At 66.6% G+C, this 22,313-nt stretch carries 22 protein-coding genes; 4 read left to right on the top strand and 18 right to left on the bottom strand.

Going from position 1 to position 22,313, the window contains the following annotated elements; translation table 11 throughout:
• Positions 1-176: 176 nt before the first annotated feature.
• From LMA02_RS15500 to LMA02_RS15450, 11 genes are all read right to left on the bottom strand, one after another.
• Positions 177-1,478, bottom strand: a complete 1,302-nt coding sequence (locus tag LMA02_RS15500; protein WP_228906043.1) for an NAD(P)/FAD-dependent oxidoreductase — start codon at positions 1,476-1,478, stop codon at positions 177-179.
• Between the two features lie 25 nt (positions 1,479-1,503).
• Positions 1,504-2,808, bottom strand: a complete 1,305-nt coding sequence (locus tag LMA02_RS15495; protein WP_228906041.1) for an NAD(P)/FAD-dependent oxidoreductase — start codon at positions 2,806-2,808, stop codon at positions 1,504-1,506.
• Positions 2,809-2,920: 112 nt separating this feature from the next.
• A complete protein-coding gene (locus LMA02_RS15490) occupies positions 2,921-4,495 on the bottom strand; it encodes a DUF3138 family protein (RefSeq protein ID WP_228906039.1) in 1,575 nt (524 codons plus the stop codon).
• A 101-nt stretch (positions 4,496-4,596) separates the two neighbouring features.
• Positions 4,597-5,436 carry an ABC transporter permease subunit gene (locus LMA02_RS15485; protein WP_228906037.1) on the bottom strand — a complete coding sequence of 280 codons (840 nt, stop codon included), beginning with the start codon at positions 5,434-5,436 and terminating at the stop codon, positions 4,597-4,599.
• Positions 5,433-6,419: an ABC transporter permease subunit gene (locus LMA02_RS15480; protein ID WP_228907654.1), complete on the bottom strand. Its 987-nt coding sequence runs from the start codon at positions 6,417-6,419 to the stop codon at positions 5,433-5,435. The genes LMA02_RS15485 and LMA02_RS15480 overlap by 4 nt, the downstream gene beginning before the upstream one ends.
• A gap of 10 nt (positions 6,420-6,429) precedes the next feature.
• Positions 6,430-7,584, bottom strand: a complete 1,155-nt coding sequence (locus LMA02_RS15475) for an ABC transporter ATP-binding protein (protein ID WP_228906035.1) — start codon at positions 7,582-7,584, stop codon at positions 6,430-6,432.
• Positions 7,585-7,775: 191 nt separating this feature from the next.
• Positions 7,776-8,891: a polyamine ABC transporter substrate-binding protein gene (locus LMA02_RS15470; protein WP_228906034.1), complete on the bottom strand. Its 1,116-nt coding sequence runs from the start codon at positions 8,889-8,891 to the stop codon at positions 7,776-7,778.
• Between the two features lie 62 nt (positions 8,892-8,953).
• On the bottom strand, positions 8,954-10,381 hold the full coding sequence (locus tag LMA02_RS15465) for an aspartate aminotransferase family protein (protein ID WP_228906031.1): 1,428 nt from the start codon (positions 10,379-10,381) through the stop codon (positions 8,954-8,956).
• A gap of 38 nt (positions 10,382-10,419) precedes the next feature.
• On the bottom strand, positions 10,420-11,757 hold the full coding sequence (locus LMA02_RS15460; RefSeq protein WP_011658120.1) for a glutamine synthetase family protein: 1,338 nt from the start codon (positions 11,755-11,757) through the stop codon (positions 10,420-10,422).
• A gap of 29 nt (positions 11,758-11,786) precedes the next feature.
• Entirely contained in the window at positions 11,787-12,572 is a 786-nt protein-coding gene (locus LMA02_RS15455) for a gamma-glutamyl-gamma-aminobutyrate hydrolase family protein (protein WP_228906028.1), read from the bottom strand.
• 285 nt (positions 12,573-12,857) lie between these two features.
• Complete coding sequence (locus tag LMA02_RS15450; protein WP_006402789.1) at positions 12,858-13,040, bottom strand: hypothetical protein; 183 nt, start codon at positions 13,038-13,040, stop codon at positions 12,858-12,860.
• 458 nt (positions 13,041-13,498) lie between these two features.
• On the opposite strand from LMA02_RS15450, the gene LMA02_RS15445 reads away from it, so the two are divergent.
• Together LMA02_RS15445 and LMA02_RS15440 are read left to right on the top strand one after the other, a co-directional pair.
• On the top strand, positions 13,499-14,050 hold the full coding sequence (locus LMA02_RS15445; protein ID WP_006754613.1) for a cupin domain-containing protein: 552 nt from the start codon (positions 13,499-13,501) through the stop codon (positions 14,048-14,050).
• Positions 14,051-14,135: 85 nt separating this feature from the next.
• Positions 14,136-15,626 (top strand): aldehyde dehydrogenase, encoded by a 1,491-nt coding sequence (locus tag LMA02_RS15440; protein WP_228906027.1) that lies wholly within the window; start codon positions 14,136-14,138, stop codon positions 15,624-15,626.
• A 60-nt stretch (positions 15,627-15,686) separates the two neighbouring features.
• On the opposite strand, the gene LMA02_RS15435 is transcribed toward LMA02_RS15440, so the two are convergent.
• On the bottom strand, positions 15,687-15,887 hold the full coding sequence (locus tag LMA02_RS15435; RefSeq protein ID WP_166724254.1) for a heavy-metal-associated domain-containing protein: 201 nt from the start codon (positions 15,885-15,887) through the stop codon (positions 15,687-15,689).
• A gap of 329 nt (positions 15,888-16,216) precedes the next feature.
• On the opposite strand from LMA02_RS15435, the gene LMA02_RS15430 reads away from it, so the two are divergent.
• On the top strand, positions 16,217-16,549 hold the full coding sequence (locus tag LMA02_RS15430) for a cupredoxin domain-containing protein (protein WP_006488047.1): 333 nt from the start codon (positions 16,217-16,219) through the stop codon (positions 16,547-16,549).
• Between the two features lie 12 nt (positions 16,550-16,561).
• Positions 16,562-17,398: an FTR1 family iron permease gene (locus LMA02_RS15425; RefSeq protein WP_228906026.1), complete on the top strand. Its 837-nt coding sequence runs from the start codon at positions 16,562-16,564 to the stop codon at positions 17,396-17,398.
• A gap of 90 nt (positions 17,399-17,488) precedes the next feature.
• Here the strand turns inward: LMA02_RS15425 and LMA02_RS15420 are convergent, their stop codons facing one another.
• The 6 genes from LMA02_RS15420 to glmU all read right to left on the bottom strand — a co-directional run bounded on the left by LMA02_RS15420 (position 17,489) and on the right by glmU (position 22,279).
• On the bottom strand, positions 17,489-17,707 hold the full coding sequence (locus LMA02_RS15420) for a hypothetical protein (protein ID WP_124496473.1): 219 nt from the start codon (positions 17,705-17,707) through the stop codon (positions 17,489-17,491).
• Positions 17,707-18,144 carry a hypothetical protein gene (locus LMA02_RS15415; RefSeq protein WP_228906020.1) on the bottom strand — a complete coding sequence of 146 codons (438 nt, stop codon included), beginning with the start codon at positions 18,142-18,144 and terminating at the stop codon, positions 17,707-17,709. The genes LMA02_RS15420 and LMA02_RS15415 overlap by 1 nt, the downstream gene beginning before the upstream one ends.
• A gap of 83 nt (positions 18,145-18,227) precedes the next feature.
• Positions 18,228-18,548 carry a helix-turn-helix domain-containing protein gene (locus LMA02_RS15410; RefSeq protein ID WP_006760978.1) on the bottom strand — a complete coding sequence of 107 codons (321 nt, stop codon included), beginning with the start codon at positions 18,546-18,548 and terminating at the stop codon, positions 18,228-18,230.
• Positions 18,541-18,906 (bottom strand): type II toxin-antitoxin system RelE/ParE family toxin, encoded by a 366-nt coding sequence (locus tag LMA02_RS15405; protein ID WP_175670700.1) that lies wholly within the window; start codon positions 18,904-18,906, stop codon positions 18,541-18,543. The genes LMA02_RS15410 and LMA02_RS15405 overlap by 8 nt, the downstream gene beginning before the upstream one ends.
• Positions 18,907-19,048: 142 nt before the next feature.
• Positions 19,049-20,866, bottom strand: a complete 1,818-nt coding sequence (gene glmS, locus LMA02_RS15400) for a glutamine--fructose-6-phosphate transaminase (isomerizing) (RefSeq protein ID WP_175670699.1) — start codon at positions 20,864-20,866, stop codon at positions 19,049-19,051.
• A gap of 51 nt (positions 20,867-20,917) precedes the next feature.
• Positions 20,918-22,279, bottom strand: a complete 1,362-nt coding sequence (glmU, locus tag LMA02_RS15395) for a bifunctional UDP-N-acetylglucosamine diphosphorylase/glucosamine-1-phosphate N-acetyltransferase GlmU (protein WP_228906018.1) — start codon at positions 22,277-22,279, stop codon at positions 20,918-20,920.
• Positions 22,280-22,313: the final 34 nt, after the last annotated feature.

Raw genomic sequence — 22,313 nt, 5'->3', positions numbered from 1 at the left:
CGACAGACCGAGCATGTCGGCCGCAGCGCACGGGCACCGTGTTCGCCCGTCGCGCCGCCATCATGCCGACGTGATGCGATTCGATTGAACGGCCGCGCGCGTTGCGCGGCCGTTTTCGTTTTGCATCGGCGTGCGGCGGCGTTCAACGCTTGCGCCGCATCGCCGCGGGATGACGCTCAATGCACGCCAAGCGCGTCGAGCAGCCGGTACCAGCTCATTGCGAGCACCAGCGCCGGCGTGCGCAGCGTCGCGCCGCCGGGGAAGTCGCGATGCCGGATCCTGCCGAACAGGTCGAAGCGGCTCGCCTGGCCGTCGATCGCCTCGGCGATCAGCTTGCCCGCGAGCGCGGTCGTGTTCACGCCGTGCCCCGAGAAACCCTGCGCGAAATACAGCGTCGGCGCGACACGCCCGAAGTGCGGCGCGCGGTTCATCGTGATGTCGACGAAGCCGCCCCATGCGTAGTCGACCTTCACGTCCGCGAGTTGCGGGAATGTCTTCAGCATGTCCGCGCGCATCGCGTCGGCGAGATTGCGCGGCGGCCGCGTCGAATAGCTGACCTTGCCGCCCCACACGAGCCGCGTGTCGGGCGCCGGCCGGAAATAGTCGAGCACGAAGCGGCTGTCGCAGATCGCCGCGCGCGCGGGCATCAGCGCGGCGGCGCGCGCCTCGCCGAGCGGCTCGGTCGCGATCACGTAGGTGCCGACCGGCATGATCTTTTTCGACAGCGCGGGCGCGAGCGTGCCGACGTAGGTGTTGCATGCGAGCACGACGAAGCGTGCGCGCACGTGCCCCTGGTCCGTTTCGACGACATGACCGCCCGCGACGTCGCGCACGCGCGTCACGCAGCTGTCCTCGTGGATCCGCACGCCGGCGTCGGTCGCCGCGCGCGCGAGCCCGAGCGTGTAGTTCAGCGGATGCAGGTGACCGCTGTCGGGGTCGTACAGGCCGCCGCGATAGCGCGCCGATTGCACGTAGTCGCCGAGTTCGTCCGCTTCGACGAAATGGAAGCGGTCGTAGCCGAAGCGCTTCGCGGCCTCGTCGCGCCAGCGCTTCAGCGCATCGGCGTCGCGCTCGGTGTTCGCGGTGGTCAGGTAGCCGGGCACGAGCGCGCAGTCGATGTCGTGCTGCGCGATGCGCGACTTCACGAGCGACAGCGTCTCGAGCCCCATGTCCCAGATCCGCTTCACGTCGCCTTCCGGCATGAAGTTGCCGAACGTATCGATGCCGCACGCGAAGCCGCCGATCAGCTGGCCGCCGTTGCGTCCGCTCGCCGCCCATCCGACCCGCGACGCCTCGAGCACGGTCACCGAATGGCCGCGCTCGGCGAGGTTGAGCGCGGCGGACAAACCGGTGAGGCCCGCGCCGATCACGCACACGTCGGCGTCGGTCGCGCCGGCGAGCGGCGCATGGCGGGTCGTATCGTTGACGGTCGCCGCGTAGTACGACGCGACGTGCGGCTGGTTGGCGAATGTCTGCATGGTCAGGAGAACGGAGAAAGAGGGCTCAGAACAGCTCGCGCACGCGGTGGTACAGCATCCCGAGTTCGAGCGCGGGCTGCCGCCACGCGTCGCCGCCGGGAAAGCGCCGGTGGCGCAGCTGGGCGAACAGGTCGAACGCGCGCGTGTCGCCCGCGATCGCGCCGGCGATCGTGCGCCCGGCGATGCCGGTCAGCGCGACGCCGTGTCCGCTGAAGCCCTGGACGTAGAAGAAGTTCGGATCGAGCGCGCCGAAGTCCGGCGCGCGGTTGCGCGTGACGTCGACGAAGCCGCCCCACGCGTGATCGACGCGCACGTCGGCGAGCTGCGGGAACACGCCGACCATGCGCCGCCGGATCGTTTCGGCCAGCGTGGCGGGCGATGCGCCCGCGGAGTTCGCGCGGCCGCCGAACAGCATCCGGTGGTCGGCCGACAGCCGGAAGTAGTCGAGGAAGAAGTTGTTGTCGCACACGGCTTCGCGTTGCGCGATCAGCGCGTCGGCGCGTGCGCGGCCGAGCGGTTCGGTCGCGATGATGGTCGACGCGATCGGCGCGATGCGTGCGGCGGTCGCGGCCGGCAGGATGCCGCCGGGGCCCGCGTTGCAGCACGACACGACGAAGCGGCAGCGCACCTCGCCCGACGGTGTGCGCACGACCGGCCGCGCACCGCGCACGACTTCGAGCGCGGGCGTATGCGCATGGAGCGCGACGCCTTCGCGGCGTGCGGCCTCGGCGAGGCCGAGGCAATACTTGAGCGGATGCAGGTGACCCGACAGCGGATCGTAGACGCCCGCCAGATAGCGGGACGACGCGATGCGTGCGCGGATCTCGCCGGTGTCGAGCCACGACAGCGACGGATGGCCCCAGCGCGAGCGCGCGGCGTCCATCCAGGCGCGCAGGTCGTCGATGCGGCGCGGCTTCGTCGCGACCGTGAGGTAGCCGCGCGTGAAGTCGCAGTCGATCCCATACCGCGCGATCCGCTCGGCGATCAGTGCGACGCCGTCGAGCGACAGCGACCACGCGGCGCGTGCCCCGGCGGCGCCGAGCTGCCGCTCGATCACCTCGTCTTTCGCGAACCCCGTGATCGCCTGGCCGCCGTTGCGACCCGACGCGCCCCAGCCGGGCCGGTGCGCGTCGAGCACGGCGACCGACAGCCCGCGCGCGCGGCAACCGAGCGCCGTCGACAGGCCAGCGAAGCCCGCGCCGATCACGCACACGTCGACGTCGATCGTATCCTCAAGCACCGGGTGATCGACCATCGGCCGCGGGGCGGTCGCTTCGTAGTACGAGTCGCGCGCGAGCGCATCGGCGCGGCGGGTGAAAGACTGCGTCATCAAACCGACTCCCTCGAAGACGGCCGGCGCCGGTGCGCGACGCACCGCGGTCCGGCCGGGTGAAACGGCGCGGGACGCCATGCGTGCGGCACGGCGTCCCGCGCGGCCAGCGTCAGAACGAATAGATGAACTGCGTCGCGAGCAGGTCGTTGGACTTGCCGTACGAACCATCGTTGCGCAGGAACACCTTGTTGTTCGCCCAGTCGTGCCGGTATTCGACCTTCACGGTGATCTGCTGGGTCGGATAGAACAGCAGGTCGAGCGCGACGTCCTGGCGGATGGCGCCCTTGCAGTCGAAGCCCAGGCCGCCGTTCGCCTTCGACGTCGCGAGGCAGTCCGCATCGACACCGAAGCCGTTGGACGGATCCATCCCGTTGCCGTTCAGCGCGATGCCGCCGCCGCCGCCGCCGTTCTTGCGGTTCACGAGCGCATCGTAGCGCAGCGTCACGCCCATGCGGCCGACCACCGGTGCGTTGAACTTGCGGTGCGCGAGCAGCGACAGGCCGTACCACTGCGCGAGCCCGCCGTTGTACGCCGCATGCTGCTGCTGGCCGTAGTCGAGCTCGGCGTTGTACTGGATGTCGGCCAGCGTGTAGGTCGCGTCGACTTCGCCGAAGAAGAACGTGCCGTACGCGCTCGGCGCGGCGCCGCCCGGGCCGTAGTGGACGTTGCCGTCCGAATCGATCGCGCTCGCCAGCGTCTGCCGGCCGATGTTGATCGACCCGCCGATGTCGAGTGCGCTCGACCACGTGTAGTCGGCGCGCGCGGTGAAGGTCGGCACCTTGTTGCTGGTCGTGATTGGGTCGCCGAGCGCGTTGGTGCCCGTCTGCGTGACCGAGCCGTACGTGCGGTACTGTTCGTTGCCGACGAAGAACTTCCACGCCCAGTTGCCCTTCGTGTAGTTCGCGCCCGCACCGACGTAGCTGCCCGGATCGGAGAAGTCGTACAGCAGGTTGTGCGTGAGCGTGAGCATCTGGTTCGACTGCTGCACCTCGTAGCCGCCGAAGCTCGGGATCAGGCCGGCGACGAGCGTGGTCGACGCGGTGATCGGCACGTTGATGACCGCGGTGTTGAGCAGGTTGTCGGTGATCGAGCCGCGCGAGTTCTGCAGCAGCGTGATGCCGTTGCCGCGGTTCGGCATCAGCGTGATCTCGGCCGACGGCGCCATCGGGCCGACGCCGAAGGTCTTCTTGATGTCGAGGTACAGGTCGCCGAACGTGCTGTTGAAGTAGTTGTACGCGTTCTCGTGGTTCGCGAACAGGAACGACGACGTGCCGGCCGCGCGATTGTAGATGTAGGTCGGGTCGATGTAGCCCGTCACCGACAGGCCCGCGAGCGGCCCGGTGCTGGCCGCGTCCGTCAGCGAGTCGACCTTCAGCTGCTGGTTGGCGATCTGCTGCTTCATTTCGCTGACTTCGTCGTTGGTCAGGGCGGCCTGGGCACGGCCATAGTCCGGCGAGGCCGGATCGGCGGCCACGATGACCGGCCTGGACGCGGCCGTCGCGCCGGCCTGCGCGACGGGTGCGCCGCCCGGCTTCCCGGCGAGCTGCGCCTGCATGGCCTTCATCTGCTTCTGCAACGCGGCCACCTGCGCCTGCAATGCCTTGATTTCGGCGGAGGTCGAGTCAGCCAGCGCGATGCCCGGCAACGCGCCGGCTACCAGCAGGCAGATCAGTTTCTTCTTCATTGCGGATTCTCCTTGTCGTGTGCCTGTCAATCTGCGTTTCGGTGCGCGCCGCAAACGCGCGGCGCGCAGGTCTTGTTATCGATGGATGGGGAGGAGGGGCGTCAGGCCGCCGCGAACGCCGCCTTCAGGTCGGCCACCCGACGCCGTTCGCGCGCGATCATCATCTGGTTCACGACGATCACGCCGATCGTCACTGCGGTGATGAACAGCGTTGCCAGTGCGTTCATCTCGGGATTCAGACCGAGCCGCACGCGCGAGAACACCACCAGCGGCAGCGTCGTCGAGCCCGGCCCCGACAGGAACGCCGACAGCACCAGGTCGTCGATCGACAGCGTGAACGACAGCAGCCAGCCGGACAGCAGCGCCTGCGAGATCAGCGGCAGCGTCACCACGAAGAACACCTTCAGCGGCGTCGCGCCCAGATCCAGCGCCGCTTCCTCGAGCGACTTGTTCATCTCCTTCACGCGCGACTGCACGATGATCGCCACGTACGACACGCACAGCATCACGTGACCGATCCAGATCGTCACCATCCCGCGCCCCTTCGGCCAGCCGAACATCTGCTCCAGCGCAACGAACAGCAACAGCAGCGAGATCCCCTGGATCACTTCCGGAATCACCAGCGGCGCGTTGATCATCCCGGTGTACAGCGTGAAGCCCTTGAAACGGCCGAAGCGCGCGAGCACGAAGCCCGCCCACGTGCCGATCACGACCGACGCGGTGGCCGTCAGCAGGCCGATCTTCAGCGACAGCCACGCGGCGGTGAGCAGCTCGTCGTCCTGCCACAGCGCCGCGTACCACTTCAGCGAGAAGCCCGACCACACCGTCACCAGCTTCGACTCGTTGAACGAGTACGCGACCAGGCTGATGATCGGGATGTACAGAAACAGGAAGCCGAAGGCGAGAACGCCCGTCGACAGCGGTTTGTTCGGCTTGATCATTTCGCTCCCTCCAGTTCCTTGACCTGGTAGTACTGGAACAGCGCCATCGGCACCAGCAACAGCAGCACCATCGCGACCGTCACCGCGGACGCCATCGGCCAGTCCATGTTGTTGAAGAACTCATCCCACATCACGCGGCCGATCATCAGCGTGTCGGCGCCGCCGAGCAGTTCCGGAATCACGTACTCGCCCACCGCCGGAATGAACACCAGCAGGCTGCCGGCGATGATCCCGTTCTTCGACAGCGGCAGCGTGATGCGCGTGAACGCGACCCACGGCTTCGCACCGAGGTCGTACGCGGCCTCGAGCAGCGTGAGGTCCATCTTCACGAGGTGCGCATAGAGCGGCATGATCATGAACGGCAGGTACGAATAGACCATCCCGATGTAGACACCGGCGTCGCTGTGATAAAGGCGCAGCGGCGTGTGGATGATGCCCAGCGCGATCAGCGTGTGATTCAGCAGGCCATCGTCCTTCAGGATGCCGATCCATGCGTACACGCGGATCAGGAACGACGTCCAGAACGGCAGCATTACGGCCATCATCAGCACGTTGCGCCGGCTCGGTTCGGCACGGGCGATGTAGTACGCCATCGGGTAACCGATCAGCAGGCACAGCACCGTCGACACGGCGGCCATCTTCAGCGAGCTGAGGTAGGTCGCGATGTACAGGTCGTCCTGCAGCAGGAACGCGTAGTGCGACAGCTGCAGCGCGAAGTGCACGACGCCGTCCTTGAACGCCACGAGGGACGTGTACGGCGGGATCCCCATCACCTGGTCGGCGAAGCTGATCTTGAACACCAGCACGAACGGCAGCGCGAAGAAGATCGTGAGCCACAGGAACGGCACGCCGATCGCGACGTTGCGGCCCGACGGCAGGAAGCGCGACAGCGCGGCGAAGCGGCCGCGGCGCTTCGACGCCGGTGTCGCGGCGGCTGCACCGGCGGAAACCGGCGCGGACGGAGTGGAAGCGGAGGTTCTCATCATGTCGTCCTCACTGCGTCAGCACGACGCCGCTGGCCGGCGACCACGACACGAACACGTCGTCGTTCCACGACGGCGCACCGTCATGCAGCAGGTGCGAGCTCGACAGGTTCGACACGACCGTCTTGCCGCTCGGCAAACGCACGTGATACAGCGAGTAGCTGCCCATGTACGCGATGTCGGTCACGACGCCGCGCGCCCAGTTGTGATGCGAGCCGGGTTTGTCGCGCGACACATGCACGCGCTCGGGCCGCACCGAGATGCCGACGGGCATCCCCAGCGGCCCGGTCACGCCGTGGCTCACGTACATGCGCGCCTCGAGGTCGTCGCTCTCGACGAAGATGTGATCGGGTTCGTCCTCGACCACGCGTCCTTCGAACAGGTTCGTCGAGCCGATGAATTCGGCCGAGAAGCGGCTGTTCGGGTATTCGTACACTTCGCCGGGCGTGCCGATCTGCACGATCTTGCCTTCGCTCATCACCGCGAGGCGGCTCGCCATCGTCATCGCCTCTTCCTGGTCGTGCGTGACCATCACGCAGGTCACGTCGACCTTCTCGATGATGTTCACGAGTTCGAGCTGGGTTTTCTGGCGGATCTTCTTGTCGAGCGCGGACATCGGTTCGTCGAGCAGCAGCAGCTTCGGGCGCTTGACGAGCGAGCGGGCCAGCGCGACGCGCTGCTGCTGGCCGCCGGACAGCTGGTGCGGCTTGCGCTTCGCGTACTTGCTCATCTGCACGAGCGCGAGCGCGTCGGCCACGCGTTCCTTGATCTCGTTCTTCGGCGTGCCTTCCTGCTTCAGCCCGAACGCGACGTTCGACTCGACCGACATGTGCGGGAACAGCGCGTACGACTGGAACATCATGTTCACCGGGCGGCGATACGGCGGCAGCGACGCGAGGTCTTCGCCGTCGACGAGGATCTTGCCGGAGGTGGCCGTCTCCAGCCCGGCGAGCATGCGCAACAGCGTCGACTTGCCGCAGCCCGAGCTGCCGAGCAGCGCGAACAGCTCGTTCTTCGCGATCGTCAGGTTCACGTTGTCGACGGCGGTGCTGTCGCCGAACTTCTTCACGACGTTTTCGATGCGCACGAACGCGTCGTTCTTCGAGCGGGCCGCGGCGGCCGGCTGGGTGTGGCGTACGGCAGCGGAAGAGGGTATCGATTGCATGGGAGTCACCATTCGTTCTTCACGGATTGCTGGCGCGAGTGTCCCCGCGCGAGGCGCGCAACGCGACTCGCGGACAACGGCTCGTGCCGGATGGAACAGGGCGCGCGGTGCGCGCGGGCAGACGGAAAAGTCCGCGGATCCCGGGCGGGCAGGCGTTCAGTCGATGCCTGCGCCGCCGTGACGGGACGCGGTCAGTGGCCCGTCTTCAGCTGCGCCCAGAGACGGTTCTCGAGGCGCAGGATGTCGGACGGCATCGGCTTCATCAGCACCATCTTCTTGAGCACGTCTTCCGGCGGATAGACGGTCGGGTCCTGCGCGACGGCCGGCGTGACGAACGGGTGCGCGGCCTTGTTCGCGGTCGGGTAGAACACCGTGTTGGTGATCGCCGCGTTGACCTTCGCGTCGGACACGTAGTTGATCCACTTCATCGCGGCCTCGGGGTGCGGTGCATCCTTCGGGATCACCATCACGTCGAACCAGAGCAGGCCGCCTTCCTTCGGGTTCGCGAACTTGATGTCGTACGAGCGCTTCGCCTCTGCCGAGCGGCGGTGCGCGATGCCGATGTCGCCCGACCAGCCGAGCGCGACGCACACGTCGTTGTTCGCGAGGTCGTTGATGTAGCCGGACGAGTTGAACTGGGTGATGTACGGGCGGACTTTCTTCAGGACTTCGAAGGCAGCCTGGTAATCGCCGGGATTCTTGCTGTTCGGATCCTTGCCCATGTATTGCAGCGTGGCGGCGAACACGTCGACGGCCTGGTCGAGGAACGACACGCCGCAGCTCTTCAGCTTCTCCATGTTGGCTGGGTCGAACACCAGTGCCCAGCTGTCGACCGGCGCCTTGTCGCCGAGCGCCTTCTTCACCGCCTGCGCGTTGTAGCCGATGCCGTCCGTGCCGTAGGCCCAGGGCACGCCGTACTGGTTGCCCGGGTCCGCATCGGCGATCATCTTCATCAGCAGCGGGTCGAGGTTCGCGAGATTCGGCAGCTTCGACTTGTCGAGCTTCTGGTACACGCCGGCCTGGATCTGCTTGGCCATGTAGTTCGACGTCGGCACGACGATGTCGTAGCCCGAGCTGCCCGCCAGCAGCTTCGCCTGCAGCGTGTCATCGCTGTCGTAGTTGTCGTACTTGACGTGGATGCCCGTCTGTTTCTGGAAGTTCGGGATCGTGTCGGGGGCGATGTAGTCGGACCAGTTGTAGATGTTCAGCTCATCGGCATGCGCCGACGGGCTGGCGACCGACGTGAACGCGGCCGCCGCGGCAAGGGCGGCAACGGAACAGGCTTGGCGAAGAAAGCTGGAACGCATGGTGGAATTCCCCTGGATGATGGTGGCGTGCGGCGCCCGCCGCACGCCTGAAGGCAAGGTCGTTACGAAAGGCCCAGTTGCTGGGCGGTCGCATCGACGGCCTTCTTCGCCTTCGATACGAGTTCATCGATTTCCTGACGCGAGATCACGAGCGGCGGCGACAGCAGCATCCGGTCGCCGGTCGCGCGCATGATCAGGTTGCCGTTGAAGCAGAAGTCGCGGCAGATCGTGCCGACGTCGCCGCCGTTCGCGAAGCGCCGGCGTTCGGCCGGCGCTTCGGCGAGCTGCAGGCTCGCGACGAGGCCGTGGCCGTGCACCTCGCCGACGATCGGATGACGCGCGAAGGTTTCGCGCATCAGCGCCTGGAAGTACGGGCCCGTGTCATTCTTCACGCGCTCGACGATTCCTTCATCACGCAGCAGCTTCAGGTTCGCGACCGCGACGGCTGCCGCCACCGGGTGACCCGAGTACGTGAGGCCGTGATTGAATTCGCCGTTGTCGATGATCGGGCGCGCGACGCGCTCGTGAATGCCCACCGCGCCCATCGGCACGTAACCCGACGTGAGGCCCTTGGCCATCGTGATCAGGTCCGGCTCGAAGCCGAAGTGCTGGTGTGCGAACCATTCGCCGGTGCGCCCGAAGCCGCCGATCACTTCGTCGGCGACGAGCAGGATGTCGTACTTGCGGCAGATCCGCTGGATTTCCGGCCAGTACGTCGACGGCGGGAAGATCACGCCGCCCGCGCCCTGGAACGGCTCGCCGATGAACGCGGCGACGTTCTCCGCGCCGAGTTCGAGGATCTTCGCCTCGAGCTGCTGCGCGCGTGCGAGGCCGAACGCTTCGGGCGTCTCGCCGGCTTGTGCTTCACCGAAGAAATACGGCTGGTCGATGTGCACGATGTGCTCGACCTTCGACGGCATCTGCTCGTGCATGTAGCCCATCCCGCCGAGCGTGCCGCCCGCGATCGTCGAGCCGTGATAGCCGTTCTTGCGCGAGATCACGAACTTCTTCTGCGGCTGGCCCTGCACGCGCCAGTACTGATGCACGACGCGCAGCACGGTATCGTTGCCTTCCGAGCCGCTGTTGCAATAGAAGAAGTGGTTGAAGCCCGCGGGCGTGACTTCGGCGAGCAGCGCCGACAGTTCGATCACCGGCGGGTGCGTGGTCTTGAAGAACGTGTTGTAGAACGGCAGTTCCTGCAGCTGGCGATACGCGGCGTCGGCGAGTTCCTTGCGGCCGTAGCCGACGTTGACGCACCAGAGGCCGGCCATCCCGTCGATCACCTTGTTGCCGTCGGAGTCCCACAGGTAGACGCCGTCGGCCTTCACGATCACGCGACTGCCCGCGCGATTGAGCGCGCCCATGTCCGAGAACGGGTGAATATGGTGCGCGGCGTCGAGCGCGCGGTATTCGGCGGTCGAGCGGGCCTGCGTCGTGCGGGCCGCCGGGGCGGCGGGCTGGATCCACGCGGATTCGTTGCGGTAACTCATGTTTCCTCCGTATTTCCGTATTGGGTTGGTGCGCGCGCTTACACGTGCAGCAGCAGATGACGGCGTTCCCACGAGCTGATCACGCGGAAGAACGCTTCGTATTCGGTTTCCTTCAGCGCGAAATACGCCTTCAGGAACTTGTGGCCGAGAATCTCGCCGAGCGGCTCGCACGCGGCCATCAGCGTGAGCCCTTCCTCGAGATTGCGCGGCAGCTGGTACGGCAGGTCGTAGCCGTCGCTGACGAGCGGTTCGGTCGGCTCGAGGCGCTGCGTCATGCCGAGATAGCCGGCCGCGAGCGTCGCCGCGAGCGCGAGGTACGGGTTGCAGTCGACGCCGGGGATCCGGTTCTCGATGCGGCGTGCGGCCGGGCCCGAGTGCGGGATGCGGAAGCCGACCGTGCGGTTGTCGTAGCCCCACTGCACGTTGATCGGCGCGGCCATGAAGCGCGACAGCCGGCGATACGAGTTGATGTACGGCGCGAAGATCGGCATCAGGGCCGGCGTGTACTTCTGCAGCCCGGCGAGGTAGTTGTAGAACAGCGAGGTCGCACCGCCCGTCTCGGGCGACGTGAACAGGTTGCGGCCCGTTTCCTCGTCGACGATGCTCTGGTGCACGTGCATCGCGGAGCCCGGCTCGCCTTCCATCGGCTTGGCCATGAACGTCGCGTACATGTTGTGGCGCAGCGCCGCCTCGCGCACCGTGCGCTTGAACAGGAACACCTGGTCGGCCAGCGACAGCGCATCGCCGTGCATGAAATTGATCTCCATCTGCGCGGCGCCGACTTCGTGGATCAGCGTGTCGATGTCGAGACCCTGCGTTTCGCAGTACTCGTAGATGTCTTCGAACAGCGGATCGAACTCGTTGACGGCCTCGATCGAGTACGACTGGCGGCCCGTTTCCGGACGGCCCGTACGGCCCACCGGCGGACGCAGCGGCAGGTCGGGATCCTTGTTCATGTCGACCAGGTAGAACTCGAGCTCGGGCGCGACCACGGGCTTCCAGCCCTTGGCCTTGTACAGGTCGAGCACGCGGCGCAGCACGTAGCGCGGCGAGATCTCGACCGGCGAGCCGTCGAAGTGCACGCAATCGTGGATCACCTGCGCGGTCGGGTCGCTGGCCCACGGGATCAGGCGGATCGTCGACGCGTCGGGCACGCACACCATGTCGGGGTCGGTCACGCCGGTCAGCGAGCCGTCTTCCGGATATTCGCCGGTGACGGTCTGCACCATCACGGCCTGCGGCAGGCGCATCGATTCGCCGGACGTGAACTTGTTGCGCGGCGTGATCTTGCCGCGTGCGATGCCGGCCATGTCGGGAATGATCGCCTCGACTTCGGTGATCCGGTGCTGTCTCAGAAAGTCTTCCATGTCTTGCATGTCCGTTCTCGTTGTGTGGGTCGGCGCGCTCATGCGAGCGCGGCAGCGGCCGTGGTGTGCGTGCGGGCGGCGCGGCGGGCGCGGCAGGCGTCGCCGAACGCGTGAAAGATCGCGCTCGACAGCGGGTCCTGCGCATGCCGCCATTCCGGATGCCATTGCACGGCGAGTGCGAAAGCCGGTGCGTCGACGACGCTCACGGCCTCGATCAGGCCGTCCGGTGCGACGGCTTCGACGGCGAGGCCGGAACCGAGCTGCGCGATGCCCTGCTTGTGCAGCGAGTTCACGTGCACGTCGTCGCGTCCGCCGGCGAGCGCATGCAGCTTGCCGCCGGGCGTCAGGTGCACGACGTGCGCGGGGCCGTATTGCGATTCCATCGGCGCGGCGTCGTCCTCGCGGTGATCCGCGAGGCCCGGCACGTCGTGCACGCGCTGATGCAGCGTGCCGCCGCAGACGACGTTCAGCTCCTGGAAGCCGCGGCAGACGGCGAGCACCGGCACGCCCGCCACGATCGCCGCGCGCAGCAGCGGCAGCGTCGTCGCATCGCGTGCCGGGTCGTGCTTCGTGCCGGGTGTGCTCGGCTCGCCGCCGTACAGATGCGGCTCGACGTTCGAATAGCTGCCGGTAAACAGCAGGCCGTCGACCGTGTCGAGCACGTCGTCGACCGACTGCCGATCGCCGAGCGCGGGCAGCACCATCGCGAACGCGTGCGCGCCGTCGACGATCGCCGCGACGTACTTGTCGCCGACCGTGTGCGACGCGTGTGCGCCGATCTGCATGAAGTCGGCGGTGATGCCGACGAGGGGTTTCCTTTCCATGACGTCAATCAGTTGTCCATAAGGCTTGCACGTGCGTTGCGCCGGAGACGGCAAAACGCGGGCGCGACAGAGCCCCGCAGCCTGGCGCAGAGCGTCAAGGCCGCTGATGAATGGGCACGACGGGGTCGCGTGGCGGCCCGCGCTGTGCGCGACGGTCAGGCCGTCGTTCGTTTCGTTGCGATGCGCGACGCGGCAATCGATGCGCGAACGCGTTCCGTCACCGCGCAGACGGCGCGGCAGACGAACAGGCAGCTGAAACGGACGACGAGAAAAGGGGGAGAGGCGCTATGGCAGCAGCGACGCGACTTCGTCGGTATCGACGGCCACGAATGCACGTGCGGATACGGCGTTGTGACGCCGAACGGAACGACGGGACAGGATGGTGTAGATCGACAGGTGCAGCAGGCGAGGACTATGCCAGCCGCAACTGCCATCGGAAGCGGGAGCAGCGCTGCGCAAACTTCGCACATCGCCTCGATCCCACCTCACCAGAGGGCCACGGACTCTCACGATTACACTCGACTGGTTTGTTGAAAGTATTGAACACCTGATCGTTTCGGCGCGCGGGGCGTTTAAAATAATCGAGGTGCCGGGCCTGCGTCATTTACATCGATCGGCATCAATTTTTACGTTGCGATAACGTTTTTCGGTGCCAATGAATGGTCAATGACGCTGACCTGAGAGCCAGCATATACGAGCCAAAAACGGCGTCAAATGTTTTTTGACGGTCCCGTGTCAGGGCTTTCCCGAGGCATTCCGAACAAAATATTCGTAAATGGAATGCGGTTTCGGGTGTTCATTATTTCGAACGCCTTTCAGGGTTTTCCCCGCTGATGCGCGGCATAAAGTGATTAGAATATTCAACGGCTGCCCAACGCGTCGCTTCACCTTTTCACCGCACTACTATCGTGTCCGAAACCGAATCGATGTCTACCGAAGTCGCCGAGCGCCTGCGTTTCGTGCGCAACAAGCATGGCCTGTCGCAGCGCGAACTCGCGAAGCGGGCCGGCGTGACCAACGGCACGATCTCGCTGATCGAACAGGGCCGCGTGAGCCCGTCGGTCGGCTCGCTGAAGAAACTGCTCGAATGCATCCCGATGAGTCTCGCGGAGTTCTTCACGTTCGAGCTGGTCGAGTCGCGCTCGGTCGTGTCGCGCCGTGACGAGATGCCGAACCTCGGCAACGACACGCTCGCGTTCCACCTGGTCGGCGCGGGCGTGAAGGATCGCAACATGTGCATCATGCGCGAGATCTACCAGCCGCTTGCCGATACGGGGCCCGAGATGCTCGTGCACGCGGGGCACGAGGGCGGCGTGGTCGTGTCGGGCCGGCTGGAGCTCACCGTCGACAGCGCGACCTGGCTGCTCGACCCCGGGGACGGCTACTACTTCGAAAGCCGTTTGCCGCACCGTTTTCGCAATCCCAGCGCGGAACAGCTCTGCGAGGTCGTGTCGGCCAATTCGCCGGCGACCTTCTGACCGCGCATCACCGCATTCGCCGCCGGCAGTGTTGCCATTGCGCGCCGCGCCGCTGCGCGAATGCCACGACAATTGAGGCATCCTGATGAATAAGTTGACTTTGGCTGACTGGCAGGACAAGGCGGCGTCGCTCGAGATCGAAGGGCGCGCATTCATCGACGGCGCGTCGCGCGACGCGCACGGCGGCAAGACGTTCGACTGCGTGAGCCCGATCGACGGCCGCGTGCTCGCGAAGGTGGCCGATTGCGGCGAAGCCGATGTGAACGCCGCGGTTGCGGCCGCACGCCGCGCGTTCGACGCCGGCGTGTGGGCCGGACTGAACCCGCGCGCGCGCAAGGCTGTGCTGCTGCGCTGGGCCGCGCTGATGCGCGAGCATCTCGACGAACTGTCGCTGCTCGAGACGCTCGACGCGGGCAAGCCGATCGGCGATACGACGACGGTCGACGTGCCGGGCGCCGCGTATTGCGTCGAGTGGTTCGCCGAAGCGATCGACAAGGTCGGCGGCGAAGTCGCGCCGGCCGATCATCACCTCGTCGGTCTCGTCACGCGCGAGCCGGTCGGCGTGGTGGCGGCCGTCGTGCCGTGGAACTTCCCGATCCTGATGGCCGCATGGAAGTTCGGCCCGGCGCTCGCGGCCGGCAACAGCGTCGTGCTGAAACCGTCGGAGAAGTCGCCGCTCACCGCGATCCGCGTCGCGCAGCTCGCGCTCGAGGCCGGCATCCCGGCCGGCGTGTTCAACGTCGTGCCGGGCGCGGGCGAACCGGGCAAGCTGCTCGCACTGCATCGCGACGTCGACTGCATCGCGTTCACCGGCTCCACCGCGGTCGGCAAGCTGATCATGCAGTACGCCGCGCAGTCGAACCTCAAGCGTGCATGGCTCGAACTCGGCGGCAAGTCGCCGAACATCGTGCTGCCGGATTGTCCGGATCTCGACCGTGCCGCGCAGGCCGCGGCCGGCGCGATCTTCTACAACATGGGCGAGATGTGCACGGCCGGCTCGCGCCTGCTCGTGCATCGCGACATCAAGGATGCGTTCATCGAGAAGCTGGTCGCGGCCGCGCGTGCGTACGTGCCGGGCAACCCGCTCGATCCGTCGGTATCGATGGGCGCGATCGTCGACGGGATCCAGCTCGAGCGCGTGCTCGGCTACATCGACGCCGGGCGCAAGGAAGGCACGCTCGTCACGGGCGGCGCACGTGTGAACGAGGCATCGGGCGGTTTCTACGTGGAGCCGACGGTGTTCGAGGTGAAGCCCGATGCGCGGATCGCGCGCGAGGAGATCTTCGGTCCCGTGCTGTCGGTGATCGTGTTCGACGACATCGACGAGGCGGTCAGGATCGCGAACGATAGCGAGTACGGGCTCGCGGCGGCCGTGTGGACGTCGGATTTGACGACCGCGCACGACGTGTCGCGCCGGCTGCGCGCGGGCACGGTATGGGTGAACTGCTACGACGAGGGCGGCGACATGAACTTCCCGTTCGGCGGCTACAAGCAGTCGGGCAATGGCCGTGACAAGTCGCTGCACGCGCTCGAGAAGTACACCGAGCTGAAGTCGACGCTGATCCGGCTGCGCTGACGCAGTCGGTGGGCGGGCGCGGTGCCGGCCGGCACTGCGCCCGCGTGTGCTGCACTCGCGTCAGGCCGAGCGCAGTGCCGGGTGGAAGCCCGCGGCCTCGATGACCGACTGCACGCGCTCGGCGCCTTGCGCCGATTCGACCTTGACGATCTTCGCGGCCACGTCGATGTCGAGCTTCGCGGCCGGGTCCGCCGCCGTCACGGCGCGCGTGATCGCATTGGCGCAGCCGCCGCAGGTCATGTCCTGGACTTCGAATTCCATCGTGTTCTCCTGAGTTGACGATTGACGAGTACGTCCAGCATGAAGCTTGCCATGGTGGGAAGGTCAAGCCCGTTCGCAGCGTGCGATGTTGCGACAGCTGTTTGTAAACGTGAAGTCAGACGAATAGCGATTCATCCGCGCGCGTCAGCCCGAATTTGTCCCGATTGACGGCCACGCATTCTCGGCGAACCCTCGCGGAGCCTTGCGCCGCAAGGCGCATGCGGAATCGACGATGCACGATCTCCATGATCCGAGTAAGGGTACTTCGAGTTGAAAATGCGAATCGATCTTAGTATCGATTCCCCTCGATATTTCTTTTCATTACGAACATGACTCGTTTCGCCATCGGCTTCGCACTGGCCCTGTTGGGCGCATCGGCAACGTCCGCCTTCGCTGCCGACGATGTCGTCAACCTGACGCTGAAGGACCACAAGTTCTCGCCCGATGGCGTGACGATCCCGGCCGGCAAGAAGGTGAAGTTCGTCGTAAAGAACCTCGACGCGACGCCCGCGGAATTCGAAAGCGACGATTTCAAGGCGGAGAAGGTCGTGCCCGCCGGCAAGTCGGTCGAGATTCTCGTCGGGCCGCTGAAGGCCGGCACCTACGAGTTCCACGACGAGTATCACGAAGCGCAGTCGAAGACGCACCTCACCGTCAAGTAAGCGGACATCACCATGCTGTCGACCGCCCTGATCGTCTTTCGTGAAGTGCTCGAGGCCGCGCTGGTGGTCTCGATCGTGATGGCCGCCACGAAGGGCGTGCCGCGGCGCGGCTGGTGGGTCGGCGGCGGGCTCGTCGGCGGCGTGATCGGCGCGGGCCTGATCGCCGCGTTCGCCGACGTGATCTCGCAATGGGCGTCCGGCATGGGGCAGGAAGTCTTCAACGCGGGCGTGATGTTCGTCGCGACGCTGATGCTGGCGTGGCACTGCATCTGGATGAGCAGCCACGGCCGCGAGATGGCGCTGCACATGGGCAAAGTCGGGCGGGCCGTCGTGGCCGGCAGCCGGCCGCTGACGGGGCTGGCGATCGTGGTCGGCGTCGCGGTGTTGCGCGAAGGCTCCGAGGCCGTGCTGTTCCTGTACGGCATCGCGGCGGGCGATCCGGGGCAGACGCCGCAGATGATCGCCGGCGGGCTGCTCGGCGTGCTCGGCGGAGCCGGGCTCGGCTACGCGATGTACGCGGGCCTGCTGCAGATTCCGCTGAAGCGCCTGTTCTCCGTCACCAACGCGCTGATCGTGCTGCTCGCGGCGGGGATGGCGAGCCAGTGTGCCGGCTTCCTGCTCGCGGCGGGCCTCGTGCCGTCGTGGGGCGATGTGGTCTGGGACACGTCGTGGATGCTCAAGGAATCGAGCATCGTCGGCAAGGCGCTGCACACGCTGGTCGGCTATACCGCGCGTCCGGCGGGGATCCAGATCGTCGCGTACCTCGTCACGCTGGTCGCGATCGTCGTGCTCACGCGGCTCGTCGGCCGCCCGCATACGGCCATGAGGCCGCCGCGTTCGGTCGCCTGAGCCGGCGGGTCCGAATGCAAAAAGGGGCGTCGTGTGGACGCCCCTTTTTCTTTGCGTTGACGGTTCGCGCGCAGTCGGCGCGTGACCCGTTCAGCGATGACCGTCGATCCACGCGCGGGCCCATTCGAGCCCCGCTTCGCGCGCTTCGTCCTCGGTATCGAACACGCCGAGCACGCCCGACGCTTCGACGAGCCGATTGTTCTGCGTGATCGTGCCGCTCGCCGCGAAGCGTTCGGGCTGCAGGATCTCGTCCTGCTGCAGGATTGCGTGGCCCCAGATCTGGTAGCCGTGATAGGTCTGCGCTTCCATTATCGCGTCACCTTCGCGGAACGGTCGTTCGTGCCGACGCGCAGCACGTTGCCGTCCGGCGTGTATTGCCGCGGGATGTGGGAGAAATTGAGCGCGTGCGGCGTGTCGGGCGCGACCGGCTGCATCACCGTGAGCCGGCCCGGCGCGGGCTGCGCGACCGGGCGCGGTGCGACCGGCGCGTCGACCGTCGCGGCGGGCGGATGATGCGGGGCGGCCTTCACGGCTTGCGCGACGCGGCGATTGTGCGGCTTGACCGCGGCCTTCGGCTGCACGCTCGCATGCTTTTCGACGGCCTTGCCGCCGGCGTGCGGGGTCGGTGTCCGTGCTGCCGGCTGCCGCGCCTCAGGCGGGTTCCAGACTTCGACGTAGTGCTCGGCCGCCCAGCCCGTCGACGCGAAAGTCAGCGCCAGCAATCCGCATCCAAACAGTCTTACCATGGTCTCTCCGTCATCTTGCTTGCGGCTCGCGTCGCGGTATCCGGTGCGGGATCGGCCGCCCGTGCGCATTCGGGGAAGGCGGTTCAGGAGAACACCTCGAGCCCGTGCTTCTCGACGATTTGCAGCATACGCGCGGCGATGCCGCTCGGACGCTTGTCGCCCTGTTCCCACTGGCGGATCGTCGATGTGGTCGTGTTCAGATAGAGCGCGAACACGCTCTGGCTGACGTTGACCGACTTGCGGATACGGGCGATCGCCTCCGGATCGAACTGCGGTGCAGCTTCGATGCAGAGCGCGTCGTATTCGCGCATCGTCTTCTTGTCGATCAATTGCGCGCGATAAAGGCCCGACGCGGCGCTGTGGACCGCCTCCGTCGCGTCGCTCTTGAATCGACTCTTAGCCATTGCAAATCTCCACCCACTCGTTCAGTGCGACCAGCGTCGCGATGTCGACGTCGGTGTGTCGACCGACATCCGCGGCGAGCTTCCGGAAGGCGCGCAGCTCGCGTGCATCGATGTTGTCGCGGTCACGTTTCGCGAACAGGAACACGAACACCCACGTATGCCCGACCTTGCCCAGCACGATGCCTCGCTGGCGATTGTCGTCCAGGCGCTTCTTCCAGACGTTGCCGCCGAGGTCGATGCCCTGGCCCCGCGCCAGTTCCCGAACCGCCCGGCACAGGTCGCGATCGCCGATTCCCGCTTTTCCTGCTGCCTTGTGAAACCACTTCGTCTTGAACACGCGTCGTACGGAAGCAGACATGTCGAGCCAGTCGAGTTAGCACAGGATTATATACCACTACGTGGTACATATTTCGACCTGGCCGAACGGCCTGCTTCGTGCGCTGCTTCGTGCCGATACGTGGTCCGGACGGGGCGGCGACGGCCCGTCCGGGAGACCTGCGTTACTCCACCGTCACCGACTTCGCGAGGTTGCGCGGCTTGTCCACATCGGTGCCGCGCGCGCACGCGGTGTGATACGCGAGCAGTTGCAGCGGCACGACGTGCAGGATCGGCGACAGCTGCCCGTAGTGTTCCGGCATCCGGATCACGTGCAGGCCGTCGTCGTTGACGATCTGCGTGTCGGCATCCGCGAACACGTACAGCTCGCCGCCGCGCGCACGCACTTCCTGCATGTTCGACTTCAGCTTCTCGAGCAGCGTGTCGTTCGGCGCGACCGTGACGACCGGCATCGCTTCCGTGACGAGCGCGAGCGGCCCGTGCTTCAGTTCGCCGGCCGGATAGGCTTCCGCGTGGATGTACGAGATTTCCTTCAGCTTCAGCGCGCCTTCGAGCGCGATCGGGTAGTGCAGCCCGCGGCCGAGGAACAGCGCGTTTTCCTTGCGTGCGAATTCCTCCGACCACGCGATGATCTGCGGCTCGAGCGCGAGCACGCTGTTCAGCGCGGCCGGCAGGTGGCGCAACTGCTTCAGGAATTCCGCTTCCTGCGCGGCGTCGACGTGCCCGCGCAGCTTGCCGAGCGTCGCGGCCAGCACGAACAGCGCGACGAGCTGGGTCGTGAACGCCTTCGTCGACGCGACGCCGATCTCGGTGCCCGCGTGCGTCAGGAATTGCATCTCGGTGAGGCGCACCATCGCGCTCGTCGCGACGTTGCACACCGCGAGCGTATGCGTATGGCCGAGCGACTGCGCGTGCTTGAGCGCGGCGAGCGTGTCGGCCGTCTCGCCCGATTGCGAGATCACCAGCACGAGCTGGCGCGGGTTCGGCACCGACTCGCGGTAGCGGTATTCGCTCGCGATCTCGACCTGGGTCGGGATCTTCGCGATCGATTCGAGCCAGTACTTCGCGGTGAGGCCCGAGTAGTAGCTCGTGCCGCATGCGAGGATCAGCAGGCTGTCGATGTCCGCGAACGCGGCGGGGGCTGCATCGCCGAACAGCGTCGCGTCGAACGCGTCGGTTTGCGGCACCGTGTCGCCGATCGCGCGCGGCTGCTCGAAGATTTCCTTCTGCATGAAGTGGCGATACGGGCCCAGCTCGACCGCGCCGCCGTACGCGCTGACGACGCGGATCTCGCGCTGCGCGAGCGCGCCGTGGCGATCGACGATCTTCACGCCGTCGAGCGACAGCTCGCACACGTCGCCTTCCTCGAGGAACGTGAAGCGGTCGGTGCTGCCGGCCAGCGCCAGCGCGTCGGACGCGAGGAAGTTCTCGCCGTCGCCGTGACCGACGACAAGCGGCGAACCCTGGCGCGCACCGACGACCGTGTGCGGCTCGTCCTTGTGGGTGACCGCGATCGCATACGCGCCGTGCAGCTGCTGCACGGCTTCGCGCACGGCGTCGAACAGGTTGCCGCGATACAGGCTGTGCACGAGGTGCGCGATCACTTCGGTGTCGGTCTGCGACACGAATTCGTAGCCCTTCGCGCGCAGCGCTTCGCGCAGCGTCTCGAAGTTCTCGATGATGCCGTTGTGCACCAGCGCGAGCGCGTTCGACGAGAAGATCGGGTGCGCATTGTGCGTGACGGGCGCGCCGTGCGTCGCCCAGCGCGTGTGCGCGACGCCGGTCGTGCCTTCGAGGTGCGATTCGTGGACCTGCGCGTCGAGATCGGCGACGCGCGCGACGCTGCGCGCGCGCTTCGGAGCGCCCGGCTCGAGCACGGCGACACCGCACGAATCGTAGCCACGGTATTCGAGGCGCCGCAATCCTTCGATCAGCACCGGAACGATATTACGCTGCGCAACTGCGCCGACAATGCCGCACATGAAAATCTACCCTCTATGTGGAAGCGGGCGCCGTGGGGCGCCCGCGTGATGTCAATTTTTCTTCTTGACCGGGCGGACGTAGCCGCTCTTCGCGGTCTGCGTCTTCTCGTTCAATGCGAGGACGCCCTCGGCGACGTCCTTCCAGATCGTCGTGCCGGCCGCGATCGTCACGCCGCGGCCGACGCGCACCGGCGCGACGAACTGCGTGTCCGACCCGACGAACACGTCGTCCTCGATCACGGTGCGGAACTTGTTCGCACCGTCGTAGTTGCAGGTGATCGTGCCCGCGCCGATGTTCACGCGCGCGCCGATGTCGGCGTCGCCGATGTACGTCAGGTGGTTCGCCTTCGAGCCGTGGCCGATCACCGCGTTCTTCACCTCGACGAAGTTGCCGACGTGCGCTTCGTCCGCGAGCTTCGCGCCCGGGCGCAGCCGCGCGTACGGGCCGATCACGGTGTCCGCGCCGAGCTCGGCGCCGTCGATGTGCGTGAAAGCGTCGATGCGCGTGCCCGCGCCGACCGACGCGTTGCGGATCACGCAGTTCGCGCCGATCGTCACGTTGTCGGCGAGCGTCACGTTGCCTTCGAACACGCAGTTCACGTCGATCGACACGTCGCGGCCGCAGCGCAGCGTGCCGCGCACGTCGAGGCGCGCCGGATCGGCGAGCGTGACGCCGTCGACGAGCAGCGCATCGGCGACGTTGCGCTGATGGATGCGCTCGAGTTCCGCGAGCTGCGCCTTGCTGTTCACGCCGAGTGTTTCCCATTCCTCGTCGGGCTGTGACGTGACGACCTCGAAGCCGGCCTCGATCGCGAGTTCGACGACGTCGGTCAGGTAGTACTCGCCCTGCGCGTTTTCGTTCTTCAGCGCGCCGAGCCACATCGACAGCTGGCCCGTGGGCGTGACGATGATGCCGGTGTTGATCTCGGCGATCTTCAGCTGTTCGGGCGACGCGTCCTTCTGCTCGACGATGCGCGTGACGGAGCCGGCCGTGTCACGCACGATGCGGCCGTAGCCGGTGGGATCGTCGAGCGTGACGGTCAGAATCCCGTAGCTGCCTTCGCGCGCGGCGTCGACGAGACGCCGCAGCGTCGACGCGCGCGTGAGCGGCACGTCGCCGTACAGCACCAGCGTCGGTTGCGCGGGATCGAGCAGCGGCAGCGCCTGGCGCACCGCGTGGCCGGTGCCGAGCTGCTCGGCCTGCAGCGCGAACTGGACGTCGGGTGCGCCGACGGCGGCCTGGACCTGCTCGGCGCCATGACCGACGACGACGACGAGCCGCGACGGCTGCAGCGTGCGCGCGGTGGCGATGACGTGGGAGAGGAGCGGCCTGCCGGCCAGGGGATGGAGCACTTTCGGCAGCGCGGAACGCATGCGCTTGCCGGTGCCTGCCGCCAAAATCACGATATTCATGGCGCCAGCTGTCAGAGGAGTTCGAAGCCGACCA

This window comes from Burkholderia sp. B21-005, assembly GCF_020843965.1.
Taxonomy (GTDB): domain Bacteria; phylum Pseudomonadota; class Gammaproteobacteria; order Burkholderiales; family Burkholderiaceae; genus Burkholderia; species Burkholderia ambifaria.
Note: the sequence above shows the minus strand (reverse complement) of the source record. Positions and strands in the feature narration are given on the sequence as shown.